This window comes from Bradyrhizobium cedriense, from assembly GCF_054602315.1.
In genome coordinates, this window is sequence record NZ_JBTSWB010000005.1 from 780,655 (window position 1) to 802,657 (window position 22,003).

The window sequence follows — 22,003 nt, forward strand, 5'->3', positions numbered from 1 at the left end:
CGAGGCGCCGAGCACATGGAGAAATTTGACCAGGGAATACAGCGTCATGGCTTCCTGGTCGCTACGGGCTTGGGCGGGTTCAGCGCGCGTTCGAGCGCACTGGCTGCGGCTTTGACACCAGCTTCGGTTTCGATCATCCAGTGACCCTCGCTGCCGACGGCCGGCAGGAAGCGCAGGTCGGCCTTGCCGCCACTTCCACGAAACGCATCGGCGAGCTTCTGCGAGAATGCGGGCGCGAAATAGCTGTCATTGCTTGCAACAAGCCATGTAACCGGAATGCGCGCCGCCTTGCCGAACTCCGCTGCGGCGGCGAGAAGCGCATTCGGCGCGCAGATTCGATTCGGCTCATCATTGGCATGGCCGCCGCGCCCCGGCGCAAACACCGTGATCGCGGAGATCGAATTCGGATCAGCATTGGCGAGCGCCAGCGCACCCCATCCTCCGGCGGAATGGCCGATCACGATCGCGGCGTCCTTGCGGACGAAATCCTGCTTTCGCAGAAAGCCCAGCGCGAGCGAGATTGCGTCGGCCGTTGCACGGCCCGAGCGGGCGTAGTCGGCCTCGTCGCAGCCGCCCTGATCCTCGACATAGCGACCGCCGGTCGCACCATGGCCGAGCCGCTCCGGCACCAGGACCGCAAAACCGCGCGTGAGGAGATAGGCGGCAAGCGGGCGGTATTCCGGCGGCGGCATTTGCGCACGACGCAACGCGTTCTGCGTCGAGGCGTGCGCGACCACCGCGAGCCGAAACGGACCTGGGCCGGGGGGACGAAACAGGAGGGCATGCGCAGCGACACCGGTATCCGGCGAGGGCACCCGCCACTCTTGCCGACGAAACGGCGCTCCCTCCCCTTCCGATGGGCCAAACGTCACCTGGGCGAACAGAGGGGACGCGGTCAGCAGAGCCAGCACAGGCAGGAGCGCGAGGGTGTTGAGGAGCCGCATGAATTGGCCGAGGGCGAACGCGAACGACGACAGCCAGACTAGTAGGAACGAATCAATTTCGGCCGACTTTCTGCGTTGCCATTGCCGTCCGATCGCCGCCGAGACGTCGTTTTGCACCGACGCGCGGCACGTGGTTGCGGTTCGAAGCAGCGGCTTGTCCTCTTTCGGTACAACATGGTCGAAATACTGATGCAGAAAGTCCACAGGTTAACCGATAATTAACGATAGGTCTTGCCGCCGGCGCGGCGACTTGGTTTGATCGTATCCATGAGCACAACCCTGATCGAGGTCCGGCCGGCCAAAGCTGCAGATGCAACTGCGGTGGCCTCGACCCATGATGAAGCCTGGCGTTCAGCCTATCAGGGCATCATTCCCGGCTCCGAGCTGGAGAAGCTGATCAACCGCCGCGGTCCGCAGTGGTGGGACAGCGCGATCCGCAAAGGCAGCCGTGTCAGCGTGCTCGTGTTCGGTGACAAGATCGCAGGCTATGCCAATTACGGCCGCAACCGTGCCCGCAGCCTGCATTTCGACGGCGAGATCTACGAACTTTATCTCCGTCCGGAATTCCAGGGGCTCGGCTTCGGCCGCCGCCTGTTCGCAGCAGCCCGCCGCGACCTCATGCAGAGCGGGCTGAAGAGCATGGTGGTGTGGGCACTCTCGGACAACGATCCGGCCACGGAGTTCTACCGTGCCCTGGGCGGTCGCATGGTGGCGCGTTCGTCGGAGCGGTTCGGGCCGAAGTCGCTCGACAAAGTTGCCTTCGCTTGGACCAATTGAGCTGCTGAAACCTGATTCGGCAGCGTTTCCCAGTCCGTCGATACCGTTGCCTTCGAGCCGGTGATCGCCGGATTCATTATTTCACAAAAACGCGATGGATCAGCGGGCCAAGCCCGCGTATGACAGCGCCAAAATCGCTGCCGGGCGCGATTTCACCTCGGCAACAACGGAGCCTTGAATGCGTATCGATGCGGTCTCGATCGGGAAAAACGTACCACACGACGTCAATGTCATCATCGAGGTCCCCGTGGGCGGCGAACCGATCAAATACGAGATGGACAAGGAGGCCGGCACGCTGGTGGTCGACCGCTTCCTCTACACGCCGATGCGTTACCCCGGTAACTACGGCTTCATCCCGCACACGCTGTCGGATGACGGCGATCCCTGCGACGTGCTGATCATCAACACCCGCGCCATCATTCCCGGCGCCGTCATGAGCGTGCGTCCGGTCGGCGTGCTGTTCATGGAAGACGAAGCCGGCGGCGACGAAAAGATTCTGGCGGTGCCGTCGTCAAAGCTGACGCAGCGCTACGACAAGGTGAAAACGTACTCCGACCTGCCCGACATCACGCTGCAGCAGATCCAGCACTTCTTCGAGCACTACAAGGATCTCGAGAAGGGCAAATGGGTGAAGATCCTGCGCTGGGGTGGCCCGGAGGACGCGCACAAGCTGATCCTCGAAGGCATGGATCGCGAGAAGAAGAAAAAGGGCTGAGCCCCTGGGCCCCGGCTCAGCAGCGCAGCGCTGAAGAAGCGCTGCGCTGCGTCCGGGGCACGAGAGTTCAGCTACACCGCCGGCTTCGGTAGCTCGGCGATCGCGCAGGCCGCACGCAGCGTGTTGACCAGCAGGCACGCCACCGTCATCTGGCCGACACCGCCCGGCACCGGCGTGATCGCGCCGGCAACCCCAAGCGCTTCCTGATAGGCGACGTCGCCGACGAGGCGCGTCTTGCCGTCTTCTTTGGGTATCCGGTTGATGCCGACGTCGATTACGGTCGCGCCCGGCTTCAGCCAATCACCGCGCACCATCTCGGGCCTGCCGACCGCGGCATAGACGAGATCGGCCTGCTTCACGAGCCCGGGCAGGTCGCGGGAGCGCGAATGCGCGATCGTCACCGTGGCGTTCTCGTTCAACAGCAGCTGTACCAGCGGGCGGCCGACCAGGTTGGAGCGGCCGATGACGATGGCGTTCATGCCTTCGAGCGAGGCGTGCACGCTCTTCGTCAGGATGATGCAGCCGAGCGGCGTGCAGGGCGACAGCGCCTCGAAACCGCCGGCGAGGCGGCCGGCATTGTTCGGATGCAGCCCATCGACATCCTTGGCGGGATCGATGGCGTTGATGACGGCTTCGGTGTTCAGTCCCTTCGGCAGGGGCAGTTGCACCAGAATGCCGTGCACGGCGGGATCGCGGTTGAGCCTTGCGATCAGCGCCAGCAGGTCTCCTTGCGAGACGTCGGCCGGCAGCTTGTGCTCGAACGAAGCCATCCCGGCAGCCTGGGTCTGGGTGTGTTTTGAGCGGACATAGACCTCGCTGGCGGGGTCGTTGCCGACCAGGACCACCGCAAGGCCCGGCACCAGATTGTGCTCGCGCCTGACGCGGGCGACCTCCTCAGCAACCCGGGCACGCAGTTCCGCGGCAATCACTTTTCCATCGATGATCTTGGCCGTCATGTCAGTTCCCTCAACCCTTCGATTTGGCCGACACGAGCTGGCGCAGGGCTTCTCCGAGCCGCGCCGGATCGCCATCAACCGCGATCTGCTTCAACCGTGAGGTAGCTCCCGACAGCAATTTTACACTGGCCTTGGGTACGTCGAGCGATTTCGCCAGGAGCACCAGGACGGCCTTGTTGGCCTCGCCGCCATCGGCAATCGCGCGCACCCGCACCTTGAGCACGTTGCGGCCATCCGAAAGTTGTTCGATCCCATCGATGTCGTCGCGGCCGCCGCGCGGCGTCACCCGCAGCGCAATGCTGATTCCTGCGGCCGAATAACGCCAGGGTTCTTTGGGAGCATCTTTGACGACCAAGGCGCTCCAGCCTGCTCAGAGCACGTTCGGGTAGACGTAGTACAGGATCACCCGCTCGATGAACATGATGATCAGGATCAGGATGATGGGCGAGATGTCGAGGCCGCCGAGGCTGGGCAGGAGATTGCGAATCGGCGCCAGGACCGGCTCGGTGATCCGGTACAGGAACTCTGCCACCGCCGACACGAACTGGTTGCGGGTGTTCACCACGTTGAAGGCGATCAGCCAGGACAGGATCGCGGAGGCGATCAGCAGCCAGACGTAGAGGTCGAGCACGATGATGACGATGTCGAGAACGGCACGCATGGCTTTTGAAGACTCTGGCTTTGAAAACTCTGGCTGCGGTCGGGATTGACGCCTGTTGCTAGATATCGGTTCCCCCCGGTCCAAACAAGGGAAGTCGGCGCCCGAATGGCTAAAACCGGGTTACGCCCGTCCTTGACTTGACCTTGGCGGGGACTTAAATGGCGCCCGGTTGTCGGCCGCATTCACCAGAGCGGCCAGCAAAGGGGCCATAGCTCAGCTGGGAGAGCGCGTCGTTCGCAATGACGAGGTCGGCGGTTCGATCCCGCCTGGCTCCACCAGCCTTCGCTCGCTTCGCGAGCTACGGCTAGGCAAGCCAGCCCAGCTCTCGCGTAGCGAGGTGAGCGAAGGCTGTCCCGCCATAGCCCGAAGGGCGACGGCGGACCTTGTCCACGAATCCCCCTATCTCCCCGTAAACCTTGGCGGCCGTTTCTCCATGAAGCTCGCCACGCCTTCCCTGAAATCACTCCCGTTCAGCGCCACGAGCATCTCCCTGTTGGCCTCGATCGTCGCCTCGGCCAGCGTCTGGAACGGCACCTCGTAGAGCTGCCGCTTGATCACGGCCATGGCGCTCGGGGAGACGAGATCGGCGAGATCGCGCGCGTAGGCGTAAGTCTCCTCGCGCAGCTTCTCCGGCGGGCAGAGCCGGTTGACCAGCCCGATTCGCAGCGCTTCCTCGCTCGACACGCGCCGCGCGGAGAGCAGCAGGTCCATCGCATTGGCATGACCGACGATCCGCGGCAGCATCCAGCTGATGCCATGCTCGGCAATCAGGCCGCGCCGCGCGAACGCCGTCGTGAACACGGTATTGTCCGCAGCAAAGCGGAGGTCGCAATAGAGCGCGTGCACGAGTCCGATGCCGGCCGTGGCGCCGTTGAGCATGGCGATCACCGGCTTCTTGATCGAAGGATAATAGCCGTAGCGCGTCTGCCAATCCGGGCGACGGTTCATGTCGAGTGGCGGCAGGTTCGAGGCGCGTCCGACGTCGCCGGGATTCAACCCCTTGAGCGCATCCATGTCGGCGCCGGCGCAGAAGGCGCGGCCCGCGCCGGTGAGCACGATGACGCGGACATCGTCGGCGGTGTTTGACGCTTCCATGGCGTGACGCACGTCGCGCTCCATGATCGGCGTCCACGCATTCATGCGGTCCGGGCGATTGAGCGTGATGGTCGCTATCTTGTCGCTCACTTCATAGAGAATGTGCTCGTAGGCCATGACGCTCTCCCTTGCTTGCCGGCGCAATTCCGCGCGCTCGTTGCCAGCGAACCTAGAGCCTTTCCCGTTCCGATGGAATCGGAAGGCGGCTCTGGATTCTTGTTTTGACGCGTTTTCTTGACGTGAACCGGAGTTCACTTCGCTCGAAAACGCTCCAGCATATCCGGGGAAGAGGCAAGGACTTGCGCGAAGGACTTGCGCGAAGGCGCGATTACTCGGCGGCTTGCGCCAGCACCGGCCGGCGCGCGAGCCAGCCATCAATGAAGTGATCGAGCCAGGCGCGCTCCGCGACATCGTAGACGGCGCGATCCGCGAAGTGATGGTGACGCTGCCGCGCACCGGGCGCGCTGAAGCCGTCATAGCCGCGCGTGGTCCAGCGATACATCATCGCGTAGGTCACATCGGGGTGGAACTGCACCCCGAAAGCATTGCCGGTACGGAACGCCTGCATCGGAAAATCATCGCCTTCGGCGAGCAATTCGGTACCAAGCGGCAGCTCGAATCCCTCGCGATGCCAGTGATAGACCTGCGCCGGCCAGTGCGGGCAGAGCGCACGGCCCGCAGCGGTCGGCCTGATCGGATAATACCCGATCTGAGTCAGCGCCTCCGCATGCGGTGCGACGCGGGCCCCGAGCTGCATCGCCAGCATCTGCGCACCCAGGCAGATGCCGAGGAACGGCCGCTGCTCGCGCAGCGGAATTTCGATCCAGTCGATCTCGCGGCGGATGTAGTCGTCGGAGTCGTTGGCACTCATCGGGCCGCCGAAGATCACGGCGCCGGCATGCTGGTCGAGCGTGTCGGGCAGGGGATCGCCAAAGCGCGGACGACGGATGTCGAGGCGATGGCCGAGCGCGCGCAGCGCATTGCCGACTCGGCCCGGCGTCGAGCACTCCTGATGCAGGACGATCAAGACCGGCAGCCGAGTTTCAGAGGCGGCGGCGCGCGGCGCCCTCCGTGGGAAGGCCACCACCTCTGCGCCACCAAACCTGTCCGTCCGGAACAACATGGCCTCTGCGAGTGCTATCGGTTCAGACCGCCAGCATAGCTAAGCGATGGTTAACATCCTGTGATCTTGCGCACATACGAGCGACATCGAAGCAAAGTCCGGGCCAATACGGAGAACCAGGGTTTCTCTAGTTCCTGCGCCTCTGGAAGCGGCTGGTGGCTGCCAGGATGAAGCCGCGCGGGAAGAAACGCAGCGCGAACGGCACAATCTTGATGCCCAGGCCGGGCAGCACTGCCCGTTTGTTGGCCATCAGGCCACGATACGCCTCTCGCGCAACTTCGGCGGCAGAGACGTTGAGAAGAGCCGTATCATGTTGCGACCCAACGCCGGCGCGGGCCTGGAATTCGGTCGGCACCGGACCCGGGCACAGCACGGTGACGCGGACGCCGCGCGGCGCAAGCTCCGCCCGCAATGCTTCGGTGAAGGAGATCACATAGGCCTTGGACGCGTAGTAGACGGCCATGCCGGGACCGGGCAGGAAACCGGCGACCGATCCGACATTGAGAAGACCGCCCTTGTTCCTGATGAGCTGATCGGCAAAGCGCAGCGACAGATCCGTCAAGGCACGGACGTTGACGTCCACGATGCCGAGCTGCTCGACGCGGTCGCGCTCGATGGCGTCGCCGAACACGCCGAAGCCGGCATTGTTGACGAGATGATCGAGCTCGACGCCTTCGGCGGCGAGCGCTGCCGCGATCGTCTCGGCGGCATCCGCGTCCTGAAGATCGCACGGAATCACGATCGGCTTCTTGCCGCCCTTGGCGGCGAGTTCCGCGGCGAGCGACTCGAGCCGGTCCGCCCGTCTCGCGGTCAAGGCGAGGCGATGCCCGTTGGCGGCAAACACACGCGCCAGCTCCATTCCGATGCCCGCCGAAGCACCGGTAATCAGCGTCACCCTCTCAGTCACGATTTGTCGTCTCTCGAATTCAAGTTTCTGGCTCCGCAATGGCGGAACGAGAGCATAGGCCGAGCGGAACATGCAAGCGGCACTCCCAGCATGGCCGCTCGAGCAGAACGACAGGCAGCGCTGAAAAACCGTTGATTTGCAGGCGCATCGACGCGCGTGACGAACAAATTAAACTTTCGTCATGTGTCCGCGCAGGCCGCGGTTCACCAAGGCCTGAGCCCCTCAACCGCCGACGACGCTATCCTTGACCTGGCCACCGGCACGCTCTGCAACTGCGTGCTTCAGCTCGATCCGGTCGCGCTGGGAAATCCCGAGCAGGTCGGAAGCACGCCAGACAACATTGTCCTCGAACTCGCTGACTTGGCCGTCGGCATAGACCAGCTCCCACATCATCTGCACGATGCGTTTGCGGCCGTCTTCGTCGAGCGAGCGCATGATGACGCTGGTGAAGTGATAGAGGTCCACCGCCTCGCCCTCGACCTGGGTGGCGTCCGCGATCAGGCGGTCAGCAGTGCCGCGGTCGAGCCCGAAATGGCTTTCGATCAAACTATGCAGCTTGCGCTGCTCGGCCGCGCTCGGCTGGCCGTCCAGCGAGACCACGTGGACCAGCAGTGCAGTGGCCGCCAGCCGATAATCGCTGTCGCCGAATGCGCGGTCCGAGGCTTGAGGACCGACGATGTCGGCGATGAATTGACGTAAGCCGTCGAGCATAAGGTCCTACCGAGATCGATGACAGCTGCAAGGAGCGCGGCTGTTACCAGCATTATATGAGCGGGAAACTCAACCGGCGCAACGTGCGTCAGTTCCGCGCGCTGCATTACGTTTCGGCAATCTGGGGCGCCGTCATGGCCGACTTGACGAAAGAGAAATGATGGAGAATGCGGCGACGCCCCCCGCCCTCACGGAATCTCGTACACCACCATCTTGTCGGCGATGCCACGGAGCGCGGCCTGCTTCTGGATCGGTTTTATGGCGCGCCGCTCAAGCACTTCGGCGACTGCGGGCGCATCGAGCACCGGGCCTGTGATGTGGATCTCCTGCGCGGTCGACAGGCTCTGCACGCGGGCGGCGATGTTGACGGTCTGGCCGAAATAATCCTGCCGCTCGTTGAGCATGACCGCGAGACACGGACCTTCATGGATTCCGATCTTGACGATGAGATCGTCGGTGCCGCGCTTCTTGTTGAGCTCGTCCATTGCTGCGCGCATGCGCAGTCCGGCGACGATGGCGTGCTCGGGACGGACGAAGGTCGCCATCACGGCATCGCCGATGGTCTTAACCACCGCGCCCTTCTCGGACGAGATGATCTCGAGCAGCGCGTGGAAATGCGCGCGCACGAGATCGAAGGCGGCGAGATCGCCGACCCGCTCGTACAGCGCGGTCGAGCCCTTCAAATCGGTGAACAGGAAGGTCAGCGAGGTGATCTGGAGACGCTGGTCGAGACTGAGATTGTCCGCCTTGAAGACGTCGCGAAACGTCTGGTTCGACAGCATCCGTTTGGCGGTGAGGAACGGCTTGCGCTTGCCGATGAGATGATGGAGCGCCTCGGCCGCGATGAACACCGACGGCAGCACCCGCACGCCGGCCTGGTTCTCCAGCGACAGCCGCAGCGGACCCGGCCGCATCGTCGTGGTCCCCGTTGGGGCCTGCACCTTGTTGTACATGATGGCGAGTTGCTGGCGATCCTTGGTCGGCTCGCCCTGGACGTCGATGAAATGGGCGGCGTGCGTCACCGGCTCGAAGATGATGACGAAGTCATCAGGCAATTGCAGCGACATGGTCGCCTTCTCGCCCGCCGGCAGCTCCATCGTATCCAGCGTCACATCGTTGGCCAGCGTCGTGAACGACTCCTTGTTGAAGTCGACGCCGGAGCTCCAGAAGACCTGCTTGAAGTATTCCCAGACCGGCAGCGTATCGGGATCGTGCGCGGCGATGCGACGGACGCGCGGGTTCACAGTGAAGGAGACCTCGACCTGGTCGTCGACCGAAGCCTTGTAGCCGCAGGCGCAGAGCGCGCAGTGATAGTCGTCCGGCTTGAGCGCCTTCAAGGTCGAGTGCGCGCCCAGCACGCCGCCGCAGCCCGGGCACAGCACGTTCCAGCCGAGATCGAACAGCCCGAGCCGGGCCGCGTGCAGGAACGCCGAGATGACACGCTCCTCGTCGAGACCGTGCTGGCCGGAGAAATCGAGGACATTGACGCGATTGAGTTCGTGATCCTCGCCGTCTTCGATGAGACGCGCAATCGCATCGGCCACCTTCGGATCGGCGGTCTGCTTCAAAACGGAAAACTGGGCCTGGATGTCGCTCATGGCGGGGCTCTATCTAGGGTAAATCACGCCATCGGCCAGACCAGCGCCTGTCACCGACGCGTGATGCGGAACATGGGTGAGTGGTCCGGCTGCGTCGTGACGACGCCGAGCGGGACCACGGGAGTCGTGGGATCGACAAGCTCGACACGAAACGCGCCGATCAGCCGGGCCAGCGCCAGCACGGATTCGGCCTGCGCGAACGGCGCGCCGATGCAGACGCGCGGGCCTGCGCCGAACGGCAGGTAGGCGAAACGATCGGGCGCCTCTTTCGACATGAAGCGTTTTGGAATGAACGCGTTCGGCTGATCCCACAGCTTCTCGTGCCGGTGCAGCAGCCAGGGCGCGATCATGACGATGTCGCCCTTGCCGATCTCGACACCGGCCGCATTGTCCTTCTCCCGCGCGGCCCGGGCGACAAGGAAGGCCGGCGGATAGAGCCGCATGGTCTCGTCGGTCACTGCGCGGGTGAACTTCTGGCGGTCGATGTCGGCCATGCTGTCGAGATGCTCGCCGCGGGCCTCGAGCGCCACCTCCTCCTGCGTATCGGGATCGAGCGCGAGCAGATAGAGCGCCCAGAACAGCGCGGTCGCCGTCGTCTCGTGACCTGCCAGGATCATGGTCGCGACCTCGTCGACGAGCTGCTCGTCGGAAAAGCCCTTGCCGGTTTCGGGATCACGCGCTTCGTCCATGAGATCGAACAGGTCGCGCGGCGGCGCACCGTCCTTCTTGCCGGCCGCGCGCCGTTCGGCGATCAACATCGCGACGAACTCGGTCCAGCGCTTGCGAAAGCGCGCGCGGGCGAAATCCATCGGGCTCGGCCAGGACACCGGCAGCACCATGTCGAGGAGATAGGGCCGCCCCAGCCGCGCGGCATATTCCATGATGAAGTTGCGCAGGGTCGCGCCATGCCGGTCCATGCCGAACGAGAACATCGTGCGCCCGGCGATCTCGAGGGTCATGCGCTGCATCACCTCGCGCAGATCGATCGGCTCGCCGGTCCGTGCGTCGAGCTTGGCAATCGTCTCGTCGAGCACCGCCGTCATGTGCGGAACGAGATTTGCGGTGGCGCGCGGTGTGAAGGCCGGCGCGAGGGTGCGGCGCTGAAACGTCCAGGAATGACCTTCCGCAATCAGAAGGCCGTCACCGAGCACGGGGCGCAGCATGCGGATGCCGGCCGGCGTGCGCGTATAATTCTCGTAGTTGCTGAGCAGAACGTGCCGGATCGCGTCCGGCTGGTTCAGGATGAAACTGTTGCGGAAGAAGAAGCGGCCCGCGATGACCTCTTCCTCATAGGCGCGCTGCCCCCAAGTCGCGATCATGTTCTGCCGGATCACCGCGAGACGGGCGAAGAACGACATGTCGTCGGGCGCACGCGGGGGAGCCGGAGGGATGATGGGCCGACGCACGCTGGCGATGTTCATGGCTCTCTCCCGCAGATCTGACGCACCTAAACAGCTAATAAGTCAGCTCGGCAATCGCAATCCTGTTCTCGGCGGCCGGCCAGGCCCGCGCCACGATCCGTTCTTCGCCAAACTGGGCCACGATGTTACGCCCGATCTCGCCGGACGGAAGCCGCAGGGTTGCTGTCGCATCCGTGGGCACGCCCGGCTTGACGTCGGCCGGCTCCTTGCCGTCAAACAGCACCACGTCCCGCGGCAGGCCGAAATAGCCGCGTGGCCGCGACATGATCACGACGGCTCCCGCATCCTTGTCCGCCGGCCCGAGCGGGCGCGCAGAGCGCAAGTGCACGACGTCGGATGAGCGCGGGAAGGGCGAGCGATAGATGTGCGTGGTCGGCGCACCCTGCGAGGCCAGGACGAATTCGAGCGACCAGGCGGGATCGACCTGCGCCGGCCCCCAGCGGCCGTCGGCGGCCGTCCTGGAGCTGTGCAGCGCGGCACCCTTGCGCTCCCCGGTATCAGGATCGACACGGAAGATATCGACGGCTGCATCTGCGACCGGGCGATTGGTCGGCACGCCGCCCGGAGTGCCCGTGACGAGGCCGCTCAGCTTCACGCCTGGTTCCGGTACGACCGCTATGCGCGCGGGCTCGCGGCCGGCGATGAACTTGTGGATCTCCCGGAATGCGCGCGGATGAAACGCCACCTCGCGATGATCGAGCGCGCCGAGCACGAGGTTGGTCGCGCCCTTCAGCTCCGGTCCTTCGGCGGTGACGCCGGTCGGCGTGCCGGGCTTGCCGATGAAGCGGCCGTCGGGTTGCGCGTATTTGTCCATGCCGTCGCTGCGCAGCGTCAGGAAGGCGACGCCTGGGGTCACCTCGGTCTCGCCCTCGTTCAAGCCGCGCAGGAATACGCCGCGGCCGTTGAATTCGTTGTTCGGCTGGTCATCGGTCGCGAACACGCCGTGATTGGGCGTGCCGCACAGGATCGCGTGGCTGACATCGCCCGCACCGCCGTTCTTGATGACGTTGCGGATCGCATATCCGCCGCGCGAGCTGCCGACGAGCGCCACGCGCGGCGCGCCGGTCCGGCGTTTCAATTCAGTGATGGCGGCGGCGAGCTCGCGGCGCTGGTCCTCGGTCGAGGAGCGGTTGGCCTGCTCGACCTTGTCGTCGCTGCGCGCCAGCGGGTCGGTGAAATTGATCGCCATCATGCGATCGCGCGCGATGCCGTTGGATTCCATCCGCCAAAGCGTCGTCATCCAGAGCGCGTCGTAGTCGCCATTGCCGTGCACGAACAGGATCGGCGGGATCTCGGCATTTCGCGTGGCGGTCTGGGCCAGCGCACCCAACCGCAAGCTCGCAACCGCGAAAGGCAAGCTGCCAGCCCCCAGCAGGATCGTTCGTCGTGACAGCTTCATCTGTTCCTCCCCCGGCAAAGCATCGCTTTGCACTGCTTATACCGGCCTAACCACTGGACAGCGAAGGACTTTCGCGGGCATCACTGAACTTGCCGGAATCACCCGAGACCACTTCTGACACCCGATATGGAAGGGGATATGACCGAGCAGACGAGCCGCCAGAAATTTGCCGGCGACGGCATCGCCGCGCCGTTGCGGTACACCGTGTTCCGACGCATCTGGCTCGCCAGCCTGCTCTCCAATCTCGGCCTGCTGATCCAGGGCGTGGGTGCCGCCTGGGCGATGACGCAGATGGCGGCCTCGGCCGACAAGGTGGCGCTGGTGCAGACCGCCTTGATGCTGCCGATCATGCTGATCTCGATGCCGGCCGGCGCCATCGCGGACATGTATGACCGCCGTATCGTCGCCGTGGTTTCGCTGTCGATCGCGCTGACCGGCGCGAGCGCGCTCACGGTGCTGGCCGGCTTCAATCTCATCTCTCCCGAATTGCTGCTCGCCTTCTGCTTCGTGGTCGGCAGCGGCAACGCGCTGTTCGGCCCGGCCTGGCAATCCTCGGTCAGCGAGCAGGTGCCGCCCGAATCATTGGCGTCGGCCGTTGCGCTGAACGGCATCAGCTACAACATCGCGCGCAGCTTCGGTCCTGCGGTCGGCGGCGTCATCGTCGCTGCGCTCGGCGCGGTGGCGGCGTTCGCCTGCAACGCGATCCTTTATCTGCCTCTACTGGTGGTGCTGCTGCTCTGGCGCCGCAACACCGAGCCCTCTCGCCTGCCGCGCGAGAAGCTCAACCGCGCCATGGTCTCGGGCTTCCGCTACATCACCAATTCGCCGCCGATCAAGATCGTGCTGTTGCGCACGCTGGTGATGGGCCTGATCGGCGGCGCCGTGATGGCCTTGATGCCGCTGGTGGCACGCGACCTCCTGCATGGCGGCGCGCAGACCTACGGCATCATGCTCGGCGCCTTCGGCATGGGCGCGGTGATCGGCGCGCTCAACATCCACGAGCTGCGCAAGCGCATGAGCGGTGAGGCCGCGATCCGCGCCTGCACCATCTCGATGGCATTCGCGATGGCCGCCCTCGCGGTGAGCACCGAGCCGGTGCTGACGGCGACTGCGCTGGTGCTGGCCGGGGCGGTCTGGATGGCGGCGATCGCGCTGTTCAACATCGGCGTGCAGCTCTCGGCGCCGCGCTGGGTCGCGGGCCGCTCGCTCGCGGCGTTCCAGGCCTCGATCTCCGGCGGCATCGCGATCGGGGCCTGGGGCTGGGGTCATCTCACCGACTATGCCGGGGTCGAGGTCGCGCTGCTGACGGCGGCCGGCCTGATGCTGATCTCGCCACTGCTCGGCATCTGGCTCACGATGCCGCGCGTCGGCGCCCGCAACGAGGACGCCGATGTACTGGCCGACCCCGAGGTGAAGCTGTCGCTGACCGGCCGCAGCGGACCGCTGGTGGTCGAGATCGAATACCGGGTCGCCCAGGAGAACGCGCGCGCCTTCCACAACGTGATGCAGGACGTGCAGCTCTCGCGGCAGCGCAACGGCGCCTATGGCTGGTCGATCGCGCGCGACATCGCCGATCCCGAATTGTGGACCGAGCGCTACCATTGCCCGACCTGGCTCGATTACCTGCGACAGCGCAGCCGTTCGACCCAGTCCGAACGCGCGCTGCATCAGCAGGCAATCGACTTCCACGTCGGCCCCGAGCCGGTGCGGATCCGCCGCATGCTGGAGCGCCCGTTCGGCTCGGTGCGCTGGAAGGACGATACGCCGGACAGCGCGAAAGACGAGGTGCTGCCGGTGGTCGCGACCGCGGCGGGGAGCAGTACCTAGATTTTCTCCGTCCGTAGTCCGCAAGAGCACAGCGTCATGCGGGGCCAAGCGCCCCGGATATCGCTGCGCTCAGCCGGGCAACGACACTACGGGAAGCTCTATTGCCCGTGGTCCTTCAACACCTTTTCGCAGCCCTTGCTCAGCCGGGCACGATTCTGCTTCAGACAGGCGAGCACGGCGCCATCGCCATTGTTCATCACCGCGCGGCAGAAGCGCGTGACATCGCGCGCACAGGCGTCGTGGCCCGGTTGCTGTTGCGCGGACGCGGGCGATGCGCACAGGAGCAAAGTGACAATGAAAAGAAATCTGGCCATCGCGTCATGCCTCTTGCCCGGAATAAATCGCGGACGAAGCTAGTGCGATGATCCCGGAGCCGCAACGGCTTTGTTGAGGAGCGTCATGTGCCGCCGCGTGGCCCCGGCGTCACGCCGGGGGCACATCGCGAGGGGAGCTTACCGACCCAACGATAGGATGTGATGCTTACTGCTTGTCCTGGACGTCAGCGACTTTGCGCGACGCGCCCTTGGCGAGATCCTTGTCCATCACCGCGCGGCAACCGGCGCTCAGGTCCGAACGATGCTTGATCATGCACGCCGTGATCTTCGGGATGTTGGGAATTTCCGCCGAGCACAGGCGGAAGGCATCGCCGGTGCACATCTGCTGCGCTTCGGACGAGAAGGCGAAGCTCGAACTGGTCGAGACGATCGAGACGATGGCGGCGAAGCCAAGGGCGAGGCTGGTGTCGCGAATCCTGCCCGTCAGGGACTTGGCAGAATGGCACTTGGCAGCAGAGGGGTTGGCGGAGATGCACTTGGACATTTGAAGCTCCCATTGGCACCGCCGCTGGCGGGCCCGTTGTTGATGGGAGCTACGATGCTCCAGCAAAACCGTTTCCACTGTGATGATGGTCACGAGAGGCCGAGTCTCTGTGACCTCGGTCACTTTGGCACACCTCGCTGAAATTCCTCCGCAACCGCCATCGTGTTGGTGTCACGTTAACTGTTCCTTCGCATTAATGGCTCGACGCGCGGAAGATTCCGCCGGTTTGGTTGCGTAATTGGAAAGAGTAGCGATGCGTAATGCGTTGGGCCTGATGCTGGCCAGTGTAGTTGCGGCGGTCGTGATCGCCGCCGGCGGTTGGTTTTATTATTCCGCGCTCGCCGATCAGGGCGCTCCCAAGACAGTTGCCGCCCGTGCCGCCGATCAATTGCCGGCACAGGCGAAGCTCGCCGCCAAGGATGATGTCGAGACCACTGCTGCGATCGCGGCCAAGCCGGCGACGGCCGCTCCGGCGCCCGCCATGCCGGTGCAGCAGAAGCAGGTCTGTGCCAATCCGAACGCGCTCGGCGTTGCCCGCGTGGTCGAGATCGACACCACAGGCGGTCCCGGATTCGGCTTCGAGCACTTCAAGCAGTTCGACTTCCTCACCGAGAAGGAGGTCGTGCTGACCTTCGATGACGGTCCGTGGCCGGTCAACACGCCCGCCGTGCTGAAGGCGCTCGCGGATGAATGCACCAAGGGCCTGTTCTTCTCGGTCGGCAAGCATGCGACCTATCATCCGGAGATCCTGAAGCAGGTGCTGGCCCAGGGCCACACGGTCGGCACGCACACCTGGTCGCATGTCAACCTGAACAGCAAGAAGTTGACCGAGCAACAGGTCATGGACGAGGTCGAGAAGGGCTTTAGTGCGGTGAGATTTGCGCTCGGCACCAACCCGGCACCATTCTTCCGCTTCCCGCAACTCCAGCACAATCCGGCGATTGTGAGCTATTTCGGCACCCGCAACGTCGCGATGTTCTCGACCGAGATCGACTCATTCGACTTCAGGAAGGGCGCGACGCCGGAGAAGATCGTGGAGACCGTGATGACCAGGCTCGACAAGCTCGGCAAGGGCATCATCCTGATGCACGATTTCCAGAAGAACACTGGCCTGGCGCTGCCGACGCTGCTCGCGCGGCTCAAGGCCGGCGGCTACAAGGTCGTGCAGATGAAGGCCAAGACCAGCCTCCAGACGCTGCCGGAATATGACGAGGCGCTGCTGAAGGACATGAAGGTGCCGACCGCGGGTACGAATGCACGTCCGATCTCGAGCGTGGTGCAGACGGTGTCGCAGTAAGCACTGCCGCCCGTTCAGACAGCTTCAACTTACGTCATGGCCGGGCTTGTCCCGGCCATCCGCGTTCCTGGAGCTGCATCACATGAAGGCCAACGCGCTGGTCAAAACGCCGCGTTTGCTGGACCGGGTGAACCTGTCTCTTCGGGCTGGACAACCAATTGACTGGCGGAGGGAGAGAATCTCGAAAGAAAATTGCTCTATCGCTCCCTTTCAGGTTCTCTCCATAGGAGAGGAATTGAGCTAACTGCTTCTCAGTTCATGAGAATTCGCTGGGGCTTTTGCTGATGCCGGTCCGTGGGCGGGCTGGTTGGCAAGGTGGTCTGCACAGGCGCTGCGGAACACGTGGACAAACCCAGCCGGAACGCAACCTGCTGCCGGCCCACCCAACGCTTTTTCACCGCCCCTCGTCGGCGCAGACGCCACCCTAGACGATGTAGCCATGCCGGCCGCTTCCATATCCGTGGAAGGCTGCGACAGTTCTTCTAGGCTAGGAGCCGTTAAGTCCACGTGCGCGTGAACCAGTTGGGCTCCCTAGGACGGCACAAATCTAAATTGTTGGGTTCCGTGCTCGCCGGGATCCGGGCCCCGTTCTGCCATCCAATACCCCTCATGCGCCTCGATGAAGGCTTGCTCGGGAATCCATGTCCGCTCGTATCTCACGAGCTTCTCCACAAGCGAGGTTGCCTGCCCCGGTCCATTGTCACTCAAGTAGGACGTCTGAATCTCTCGCCTGGTCTCCCCGTCGCTGATCGGGACGCGATGCCAAACCAGCTTCCCCGGGGCGATTGCACAGAGTGACCGGATGGTCGCGACGGGATCCGGCACGTACTGAATTGCGCCATTCGAATGGATCAGATCGACATTTCCGAGCCAATCGGCCGCCGCCTCGATCTGCTCGAAAAACCTCAACTTGTCCGTCGCAAGCTCTTTCGCTCGCCTCACCATGGCAGGCGTCTCAACAACCGCCCACCTGATGTCTGGCGATTGCACGCGGGCCGTCTTGTAGTGGACGCCGGCGCCCCCTCCGAAATCGAGTACCGTTCCTAAGCCTGCGACCAACGGCCAGTTTGCCTGCCCTTGATAAGCGATGGTCTTGCGGAAGATGATATCGACCAACTCTTCGCTTTCGTAGCCTTCGATCGTGCCGCGAGGCGGAAACAGTCGCCTTCGAAGTCTCTGGGTCAAACTCATGATCGTACCGGCGTTTCATCGGATTCCGGTTGACACAAACAGAAACATTACGAATTGTACAGCTAGAAGGCGAAGATTTCTCTTGATCAACTCGCGCGGCGGCCCACAGCGAGACCGGGCCACATGTGGCGGGCCTCTTTAGTTGCTGATGTTCGCGGTGGGCGTTTCACATGCGATCGAGCATGGCTTTGTGAGGCCGGCACTCCGTCGAATAAGGCCCGCGAAATGCGTCGTTCTGGGCGGATTCACTATTTCCGGATGATGCACGGGGAAGTCTGGGAGGTATTTGCGACTAGCCTCGCTTCTTTGGCAGGGTTAGGTCGCGTCTTGCCTTATGCGCTTTAAATTTGAGCACCGCCTCGACCGCTTCTTCCAACGTTGCGAGCTGGTTGTTGTTGATGTTGCCAGGCGTGCGCTCGCCCGTGAGCAAGAACGCGCCCGTCAACCGCGCGGGTGGCACTACGACATAGCTCATGACCTCGCAATTGTCCTCGTCCATTCGTGCGACCACGACGAGATCGGCGCGTTGATCGATGCGACGCCGGAGGCCCCACCGTGGAAACTTCCCGCGGGCAATGCTCGCGCGCGCTACCGCGATCATGACCTTGACCGCGCGATCAATCGTAATGAGGCCAGTGTTCTGATCGAAGCTTAGCGAATGCCCGAACGCAACGAGTTCGTCGACAAACTCCTCCCGAAGCTCGACCAGGGTTGCGATGACCGCGCGGCGCCCATCTTGGTATTTCAGGCTGTCCGGATAATAGCCGATGGCGGCATACGCCTTCCTGAGGCTGCCAAACCTTTTGATATACGCGCCGTTGCCGGGAAGATCGAACGAGGCATCGATGATCGAGGCGCTTAGTTCGCCCTTCTCAACCAGCAGGCCCCTCAATCGGTCCAGCATGTCCCGATCCGACAGCCGCAGCCGCCGTCGAGTGGAAATCTTCTGAGCTTTCCAGAATAACGCCGGCTTTACGATTGGCGCAAAGGACGCTTCGGATCGGATCCAGGCGTCGGGCGGATTAGGTTTGGGCTTCTGGCCCAGCTTCCAGTTGCTGCGGTTGTAGACGTTTCTTCCGATATAGTGCTCGTTCTTAAGCAGATAACGGAGCGTCCAGCTCGTCCATCGCCGGCCGAACTGGTTCAGAATGCCCTCCCCGTTCAGCTCTTTAGCGATCGCCGACGGGCACTTTCGTTCTTCGACAAAGGACCAGAAAATCCGCCGGACGACCTCCTGCTCCTCCGGCGGGCCGGGTCGCAGCAGCACCCGATCCTCCTGCAAGGCCTTGCGCTGGCCATTCGCCAAAAAGCCCTTGGATCGGCCGGCCCGGTCGACAAGCTCGCGACGTAAGCCATAGCCGGCCGGACCGCCCTGGCGAAATCCCAGTGTGACCAGGCGACATTGCGCGGCGAACACCTTCTTCGAGAGATCGAGACTGTACTGTCCCGCGCCAATGCGCTTTAGCTGCTTTGCGATGTTCGACACGAAGCTGCCGTCGTTGTCGAACTGCTCGGCACAATACTGCACCGAAACGCCAGCGCTTTTGCAGATGAACTCATAGTGAGCGCTTTCGTCGGCGTCCTGGAACCGGCCCCAGCGGCTGACATCGAACACCAGGATGACGCCAAAATCTGCCTGAGCGCTCTTCACGTCATGCAACAGCTGCTGCAGCGCGCTGCGGCCCTTGAGCGTCAACCCGCTTCTCGCTTTGTCGATGTAGCTTTGCACAATCTCGAGGTCGTGCTCGATTGCATAAGCCGCGATCGCAAGCGCCTGGTTGGCGGTCGAGTATTTTTGCTGCTCGGTGGACATCCGAATGTATTGCGCGGCCCGCACCCGGCCATCGCTTGCTTCGGCAACTTCCGGTCGCTTGACCATGCCTCACCCTCATTCGCCAATGCCGAGGTTAGGGCAGAGCTCGGACGGGAGTCTGGCAAAGCTCACCGATGGTTGGCGCTCTTTCAACCGATCGAGCAAGGTTCGACTATCTTTTTCGGAAATGTCTCTACGCGCGGCGCAACTCGGTTCTGCAGCCTTCAGGATCAAAGGCGAGCCTTGGATCATACTGCGTCGTCTGTTCCGCGCGCCGCCGCAGCGCGTTACTCTTCCATCCGGAATCACCAGAACAATGAAGACGCGCGCTGGCTCACCCATCCCACGGCAGCCGAGCCGAGAAGCGAAGCTAGCCCGGCCCAGAGCCAAGAACGGCCACGCGCGGCGCTCACAGACCGCAAGTATAGGAATGCACCTAACAGCGGGCCGTAGTTCTTCCTGAAATCTCCGTTCAGCTTTGCAATCTTCGAGAGCTCGGAACACCCATCGACTTCGTCGGCCACTTGCGCTGATCCTCATGATTGAGCCAGCGTCCTATAAACTCCTGTTTTGCCCGACGGAGCAAGGGAAATTCGGCTAATCAAAATCCTAGCAGAACGGCCCGCGGGACGTACAGCGCTGGCCGGGGACTGTCGAGGGCATTGGTGTCGGTAGGTCAGAGGATTGCACAACTACGTTCGTTTGAGCCGGGGTCGCGCTATTGATGGCCCTGGCCGTCGTGCGCGCACTATCCAACTGAGCGCGACAATTTACGTAGGCATCCGTCCCCGGCCTAGCCCCATAACTCTGGCACTTCTGATCGTCTTTGGCATTACGTTCCGCGATGAGATCATCAGTAATGCACCCGCCCAAAGACAGGCCAAGCGCCAAGATCACGACGACCCGCATCTAGTGTTCCCCCAGCATGATACTGGCTGCATCCAACCGCAACCGCAGGGCGAAATCAACAGGGCGTCTGGATCAAATATGGATAGGTCGCCAGCGTGATGCCGCGGACATCTGTTGTGAGACCATACGACTTTTTGCGCGGATTGGCTCAGGCGCTTGACCGACTTGAGGTGTCCAGCCTGGGCGGCACCCCCCAACCCTAGCGGCTTGCCTCTGGCTCCATTCGCCGGAATCTATTTGGCATGAGCAACAAGTCGCGAGAGGTCATCTGGGGCGGCCGGATCATGGGCGCGAAGATCCACGCCCGGGGAGCCCGCGAGCGTGCCGAGCAGGCTACTCGCGAGGCGGACCGCGCCGAGGCCGAAGCCTGGTCCGTCCGCATGGAAGGCTACGGCGGCCCTGCCCGGCCCTCTCCGACGATTGGCCAATGCCTTAAAGGCGGGCTTGCTTGGCTGGAGGTCGAATGCGCGCGGTGTAAGACACGTGCCAGCCTGCCGCTGGACGCAATCCGCCGGCCTCGGGACACTCCACTTTGGAAGTTGGAAGCTTCGCTTAAGTGCCGATCATGCCGCACCACCCGATACGCGCCCCCTGCTCGGATGATCAAGCTAACCGAGACAAGGCAGATCACACCTTATAAGTGGGTCCATCCGACTGAGGAGCGTTAGGTCGGTCCACGATTAGATCAGTGAAGCCATGTGCAATCTTTATTCGATCACCACCAACCAAGCCGCCATCAGCGCGCTGTTCCGCGTCGTCAACCGACATGTCGGCAACCTCGCGCCCATGCCCGGTGTGTTTCCCGACTACAAGGCGCCCATCGTCCGGACGGGAGCCGAAGGTCGTGAGCTCGCCACTGCGCGCTGGGGCATGCCGTCCTCCTCTAAAGCGCTTATGAACGCGACGAAGAAGAGAGCCGAAAGGCTGCAGGCCAAGGGCAAGACAGTAGACTTCAAGGAATTGCTGCGGATGGAGCCGGATTCCGGCACCACCAACATTCGAAACGTGGAGTCGAAGCACTGGACGCGCTGGCTCGGCGTCGAGAATCGTTGCGTCGTGCCGTTCAATAGCTTCAGCGAGTTCAACAAGGCCGAAGGCGGAGATATCTGGTTTGCGCTCGACGAGTCCCGTCCTCTCGCCTGTTTCGCTGGCCTCTGGACCAACTGGACGTCCGTGCGCAAGGTCAAGGAGGGCGAGACCACCAACGACCTTTATGCATTTCTGACGACAGAGGCGAACGCCGAAGTCTTCGCCATTCATCCGAAAGCGATGCCCGTGATCCTGACGACGTCTGATGAGATCGAGACCTGGATGAACGCGCCTGCTGAGGAAGCTCTCAAGCTGCAGCGGCCCCTTCCAAACGGATCGCTCCAGATCGTAGCCCGCGGTGTGAAGGAAGACATAGTGCAGTCTATTCTAGCCTGAGATGTGCGGCGGGGCCGGGCTGACGAATCCGTCCGTGCCGTGGTAAGCCTAGACGATTGAACCTACAAATTATCGGTCGCTGGGTTCTATGACTTCCGAGAGCAGGTCAGCCGTATCTCGCAGGCTGTTTCGTACCTCCTCAAGCCTCTGGTTCGATGGAAGGGCAGGCCGCCGCGAGAGCCTTAAGACAAACTCAAAAACCCGATCCGAGTTGCGCATGAGCTGCAACAAGTGCTCACCGCTCGGACCGTTTGAACCGGAAAGCCAATTCTTGGCAGTTCTTTCATTCGCCCCAGTCCACCGCATCAGGGTCTTCTGGGCTTGATGGCTATTGCCAAGCTCGGATCGAAGAATATCGGCGATCAAGCTCGCGTAACTAGGCGATTGCTTTCCGCCATTTGGAAACTTCTTGCCC

General features: G+C 63.0%; 21 protein-coding genes and 1 tRNA gene. 7 read left to right on the top strand and 15 right to left on the bottom strand.

Going from position 1 to position 22,003, the window contains the following annotated elements; translation table 11 throughout:
• Positions 1 to 44: 44 nt before the first annotated feature.
• Positions 45 to 944, bottom strand: a complete 900-nt coding sequence (locus tag ACYCVF_RS24965) for a dienelactone hydrolase family protein (RefSeq protein WP_459603462.1) — start codon at positions 942 to 944, stop codon at positions 45 to 47.
• Between the two features lie 267 nt (positions 945 to 1,211).
• On the opposite strand from ACYCVF_RS24965, the gene ACYCVF_RS24970 reads away from it, so the two are divergent.
• On the top strand, positions 1,212 to 1,721 hold the full coding sequence (locus ACYCVF_RS24970) for a GNAT family N-acetyltransferase (protein ID WP_008539229.1): 510 nt from the start codon (positions 1,212 to 1,214) through the stop codon (positions 1,719 to 1,721).
• A 178-nt stretch (positions 1,722 to 1,899) separates the two neighbouring features.
• The gene (gene ppa, locus ACYCVF_RS24975; RefSeq protein WP_459603461.1) at positions 1,900 to 2,436 is read left to right on the top strand and encodes an inorganic diphosphatase; all 537 of its coding nucleotides are present in this window, start codon (positions 1,900 to 1,902) and stop codon (positions 2,434 to 2,436) included.
• Between the two features lie 71 nt (positions 2,437 to 2,507).
• On the opposite strand, the gene folD is transcribed toward ppa, so the two are convergent.
• The 3 genes from folD to ACYCVF_RS24990 are packed head-to-tail and all read right to left on the bottom strand — an operon-like array spanning position 2,508 to position 4,053.
• A complete protein-coding gene (gene folD / locus ACYCVF_RS24980) occupies positions 2,508 to 3,392 on the bottom strand; it encodes a bifunctional methylenetetrahydrofolate dehydrogenase/methenyltetrahydrofolate cyclohydrolase FolD (protein ID WP_459603460.1) in 885 nt (294 codons plus the stop codon).
• 10 nt (positions 3,393 to 3,402) lie between these two features.
• Positions 3,403 to 3,747, bottom strand: coding sequence for a DUF167 domain-containing protein (locus ACYCVF_RS24985; RefSeq protein WP_459603459.1), 345 nt, complete (start codon positions 3,745 to 3,747; stop codon positions 3,403 to 3,405).
• Between the two features lie 15 nt (positions 3,748 to 3,762).
• Positions 3,763 to 4,053 (bottom strand): YggT family protein, encoded by a 291-nt coding sequence (locus ACYCVF_RS24990; protein ID WP_459603458.1) that lies wholly within the window; start codon positions 4,051 to 4,053, stop codon positions 3,763 to 3,765.
• 202 nt (positions 4,054 to 4,255) lie between these two features.
• On the opposite strand from ACYCVF_RS24990, the gene ACYCVF_RS24995 reads away from it, so the two are divergent.
• Positions 4,256 to 4,331: transfer RNA gene (locus tag ACYCVF_RS24995), tRNA-Ala, on the top strand.
• 121 nt (positions 4,332 to 4,452) lie between these two features.
• On the opposite strand, the gene ACYCVF_RS25000 is transcribed toward ACYCVF_RS24995, so the two are convergent.
• The 7 genes from ACYCVF_RS25000 to ACYCVF_RS25030 form a co-directional block, all read right to left on the bottom strand.
• Entirely contained in the window at positions 4,453 to 5,265 is an 813-nt protein-coding gene (locus ACYCVF_RS25000; RefSeq protein WP_459603457.1) for an enoyl-CoA hydratase, read from the bottom strand.
• Between the two features lie 211 nt (positions 5,266 to 5,476).
• On the bottom strand, positions 5,477 to 6,271 hold the full coding sequence (locus ACYCVF_RS25005; RefSeq protein WP_459603456.1) for a glutamine amidotransferase: 795 nt from the start codon (positions 6,269 to 6,271) through the stop codon (positions 5,477 to 5,479).
• 127 nt (positions 6,272 to 6,398) lie between these two features.
• Positions 6,399 to 7,178: an SDR family NAD(P)-dependent oxidoreductase gene (locus ACYCVF_RS25010; protein WP_459603455.1), complete on the bottom strand. Its 780-nt coding sequence runs from the start codon at positions 7,176 to 7,178 to the stop codon at positions 6,399 to 6,401.
• Positions 7,179 to 7,400: 222 nt separating this feature from the next.
• Positions 7,401 to 7,889 carry a tellurite resistance TerB family protein gene (locus ACYCVF_RS25015; protein WP_459603454.1) on the bottom strand — a complete coding sequence of 163 codons (489 nt, stop codon included), beginning with the start codon at positions 7,887 to 7,889 and terminating at the stop codon, positions 7,401 to 7,403.
• Positions 7,890 to 8,077: 188 nt separating this feature from the next.
• Complete coding sequence (locus ACYCVF_RS25020) at positions 8,078 to 9,487, bottom strand: DUF5939 domain-containing protein (protein WP_459603453.1); 1,410 nt, start codon at positions 9,485 to 9,487, stop codon at positions 8,078 to 8,080.
• A 50-nt stretch (positions 9,488 to 9,537) separates the two neighbouring features.
• Positions 9,538 to 10,908, bottom strand: a complete 1,371-nt coding sequence (locus ACYCVF_RS25025) for a cytochrome P450 (RefSeq protein ID WP_459603452.1) — start codon at positions 10,906 to 10,908, stop codon at positions 9,538 to 9,540.
• Positions 10,909 to 10,942: 34 nt separating this feature from the next.
• The gene (locus ACYCVF_RS25030; protein WP_459603451.1) at positions 10,943 to 12,307 is read right to left on the bottom strand and encodes a hydrolase; all 1,365 of its coding nucleotides are present in this window, start codon (positions 12,305 to 12,307) and stop codon (positions 10,943 to 10,945) included.
• 138 nt (positions 12,308 to 12,445) lie between these two features.
• On the opposite strand from ACYCVF_RS25030, the gene ACYCVF_RS25035 reads away from it, so the two are divergent.
• Entirely contained in the window at positions 12,446 to 14,134 is a 1,689-nt protein-coding gene (locus tag ACYCVF_RS25035) for an MFS transporter (protein ID WP_459603450.1), read from the top strand.
• Between the two features lie 98 nt (positions 14,135 to 14,232).
• Here ACYCVF_RS25035 and ACYCVF_RS25040 read toward each other — a convergent pair whose 3' ends face one another.
• Together ACYCVF_RS25040 and ACYCVF_RS25045 are read right to left on the bottom strand one after the other, a co-directional pair.
• Positions 14,233 to 14,448, bottom strand: a complete 216-nt coding sequence (locus ACYCVF_RS25040) for a hypothetical protein (RefSeq protein ID WP_459603449.1) — start codon at positions 14,446 to 14,448, stop codon at positions 14,233 to 14,235.
• Positions 14,449 to 14,614: 166 nt separating this feature from the next.
• Positions 14,615 to 14,953, bottom strand: a complete 339-nt coding sequence (locus ACYCVF_RS25045; protein WP_459603448.1) for a hypothetical protein — start codon at positions 14,951 to 14,953, stop codon at positions 14,615 to 14,617.
• Positions 14,954 to 15,206: 253 nt separating this feature from the next.
• Between ACYCVF_RS25045 and ACYCVF_RS25050 the strand changes: the two genes are divergently transcribed.
• Positions 15,207 to 16,250 carry a polysaccharide deacetylase family protein gene (locus ACYCVF_RS25050; RefSeq protein WP_459603447.1) on the top strand — a complete coding sequence of 348 codons (1,044 nt, stop codon included), beginning with the start codon at positions 15,207 to 15,209 and terminating at the stop codon, positions 16,248 to 16,250.
• A 531-nt stretch (positions 16,251 to 16,781) separates the two neighbouring features.
• Here the strand turns inward: ACYCVF_RS25050 and ACYCVF_RS25055 are convergent.
• Both ACYCVF_RS25055 and ACYCVF_RS25060 read right to left on the bottom strand, forming a co-directional pair.
• Positions 16,782 to 17,441 carry a methyltransferase domain-containing protein gene (locus ACYCVF_RS25055; protein WP_459606634.1) on the bottom strand — a complete coding sequence of 220 codons (660 nt, stop codon included), beginning with the start codon at positions 17,439 to 17,441 and terminating at the stop codon, positions 16,782 to 16,784.
• Between the two features lie 292 nt (positions 17,442 to 17,733).
• Positions 17,734 to 19,320: a recombinase family protein gene (locus tag ACYCVF_RS25060; protein ID WP_459606635.1), complete on the bottom strand. Its 1,587-nt coding sequence runs from the start codon at positions 19,318 to 19,320 to the stop codon at positions 17,734 to 17,736.
• A 1,085-nt stretch (positions 19,321 to 20,405) separates the two neighbouring features.
• Between ACYCVF_RS25060 and ACYCVF_RS25065 the strand changes: the two genes are divergently transcribed.
• Positions 20,406 to 20,831 (top strand): hypothetical protein, encoded by a 426-nt coding sequence (locus tag ACYCVF_RS25065; protein ID WP_459606636.1) that lies wholly within the window; start codon positions 20,406 to 20,408, stop codon positions 20,829 to 20,831.
• A gap of 28 nt (positions 20,832 to 20,859) precedes the next feature.
• A complete protein-coding gene (locus tag ACYCVF_RS25070) occupies positions 20,860 to 21,588 on the top strand; it encodes an SOS response-associated peptidase (RefSeq protein ID WP_459606637.1) in 729 nt (242 codons plus the stop codon).
• The last annotated feature ends 415 nt before the right edge of the window (positions 21,589 to 22,003 follow it).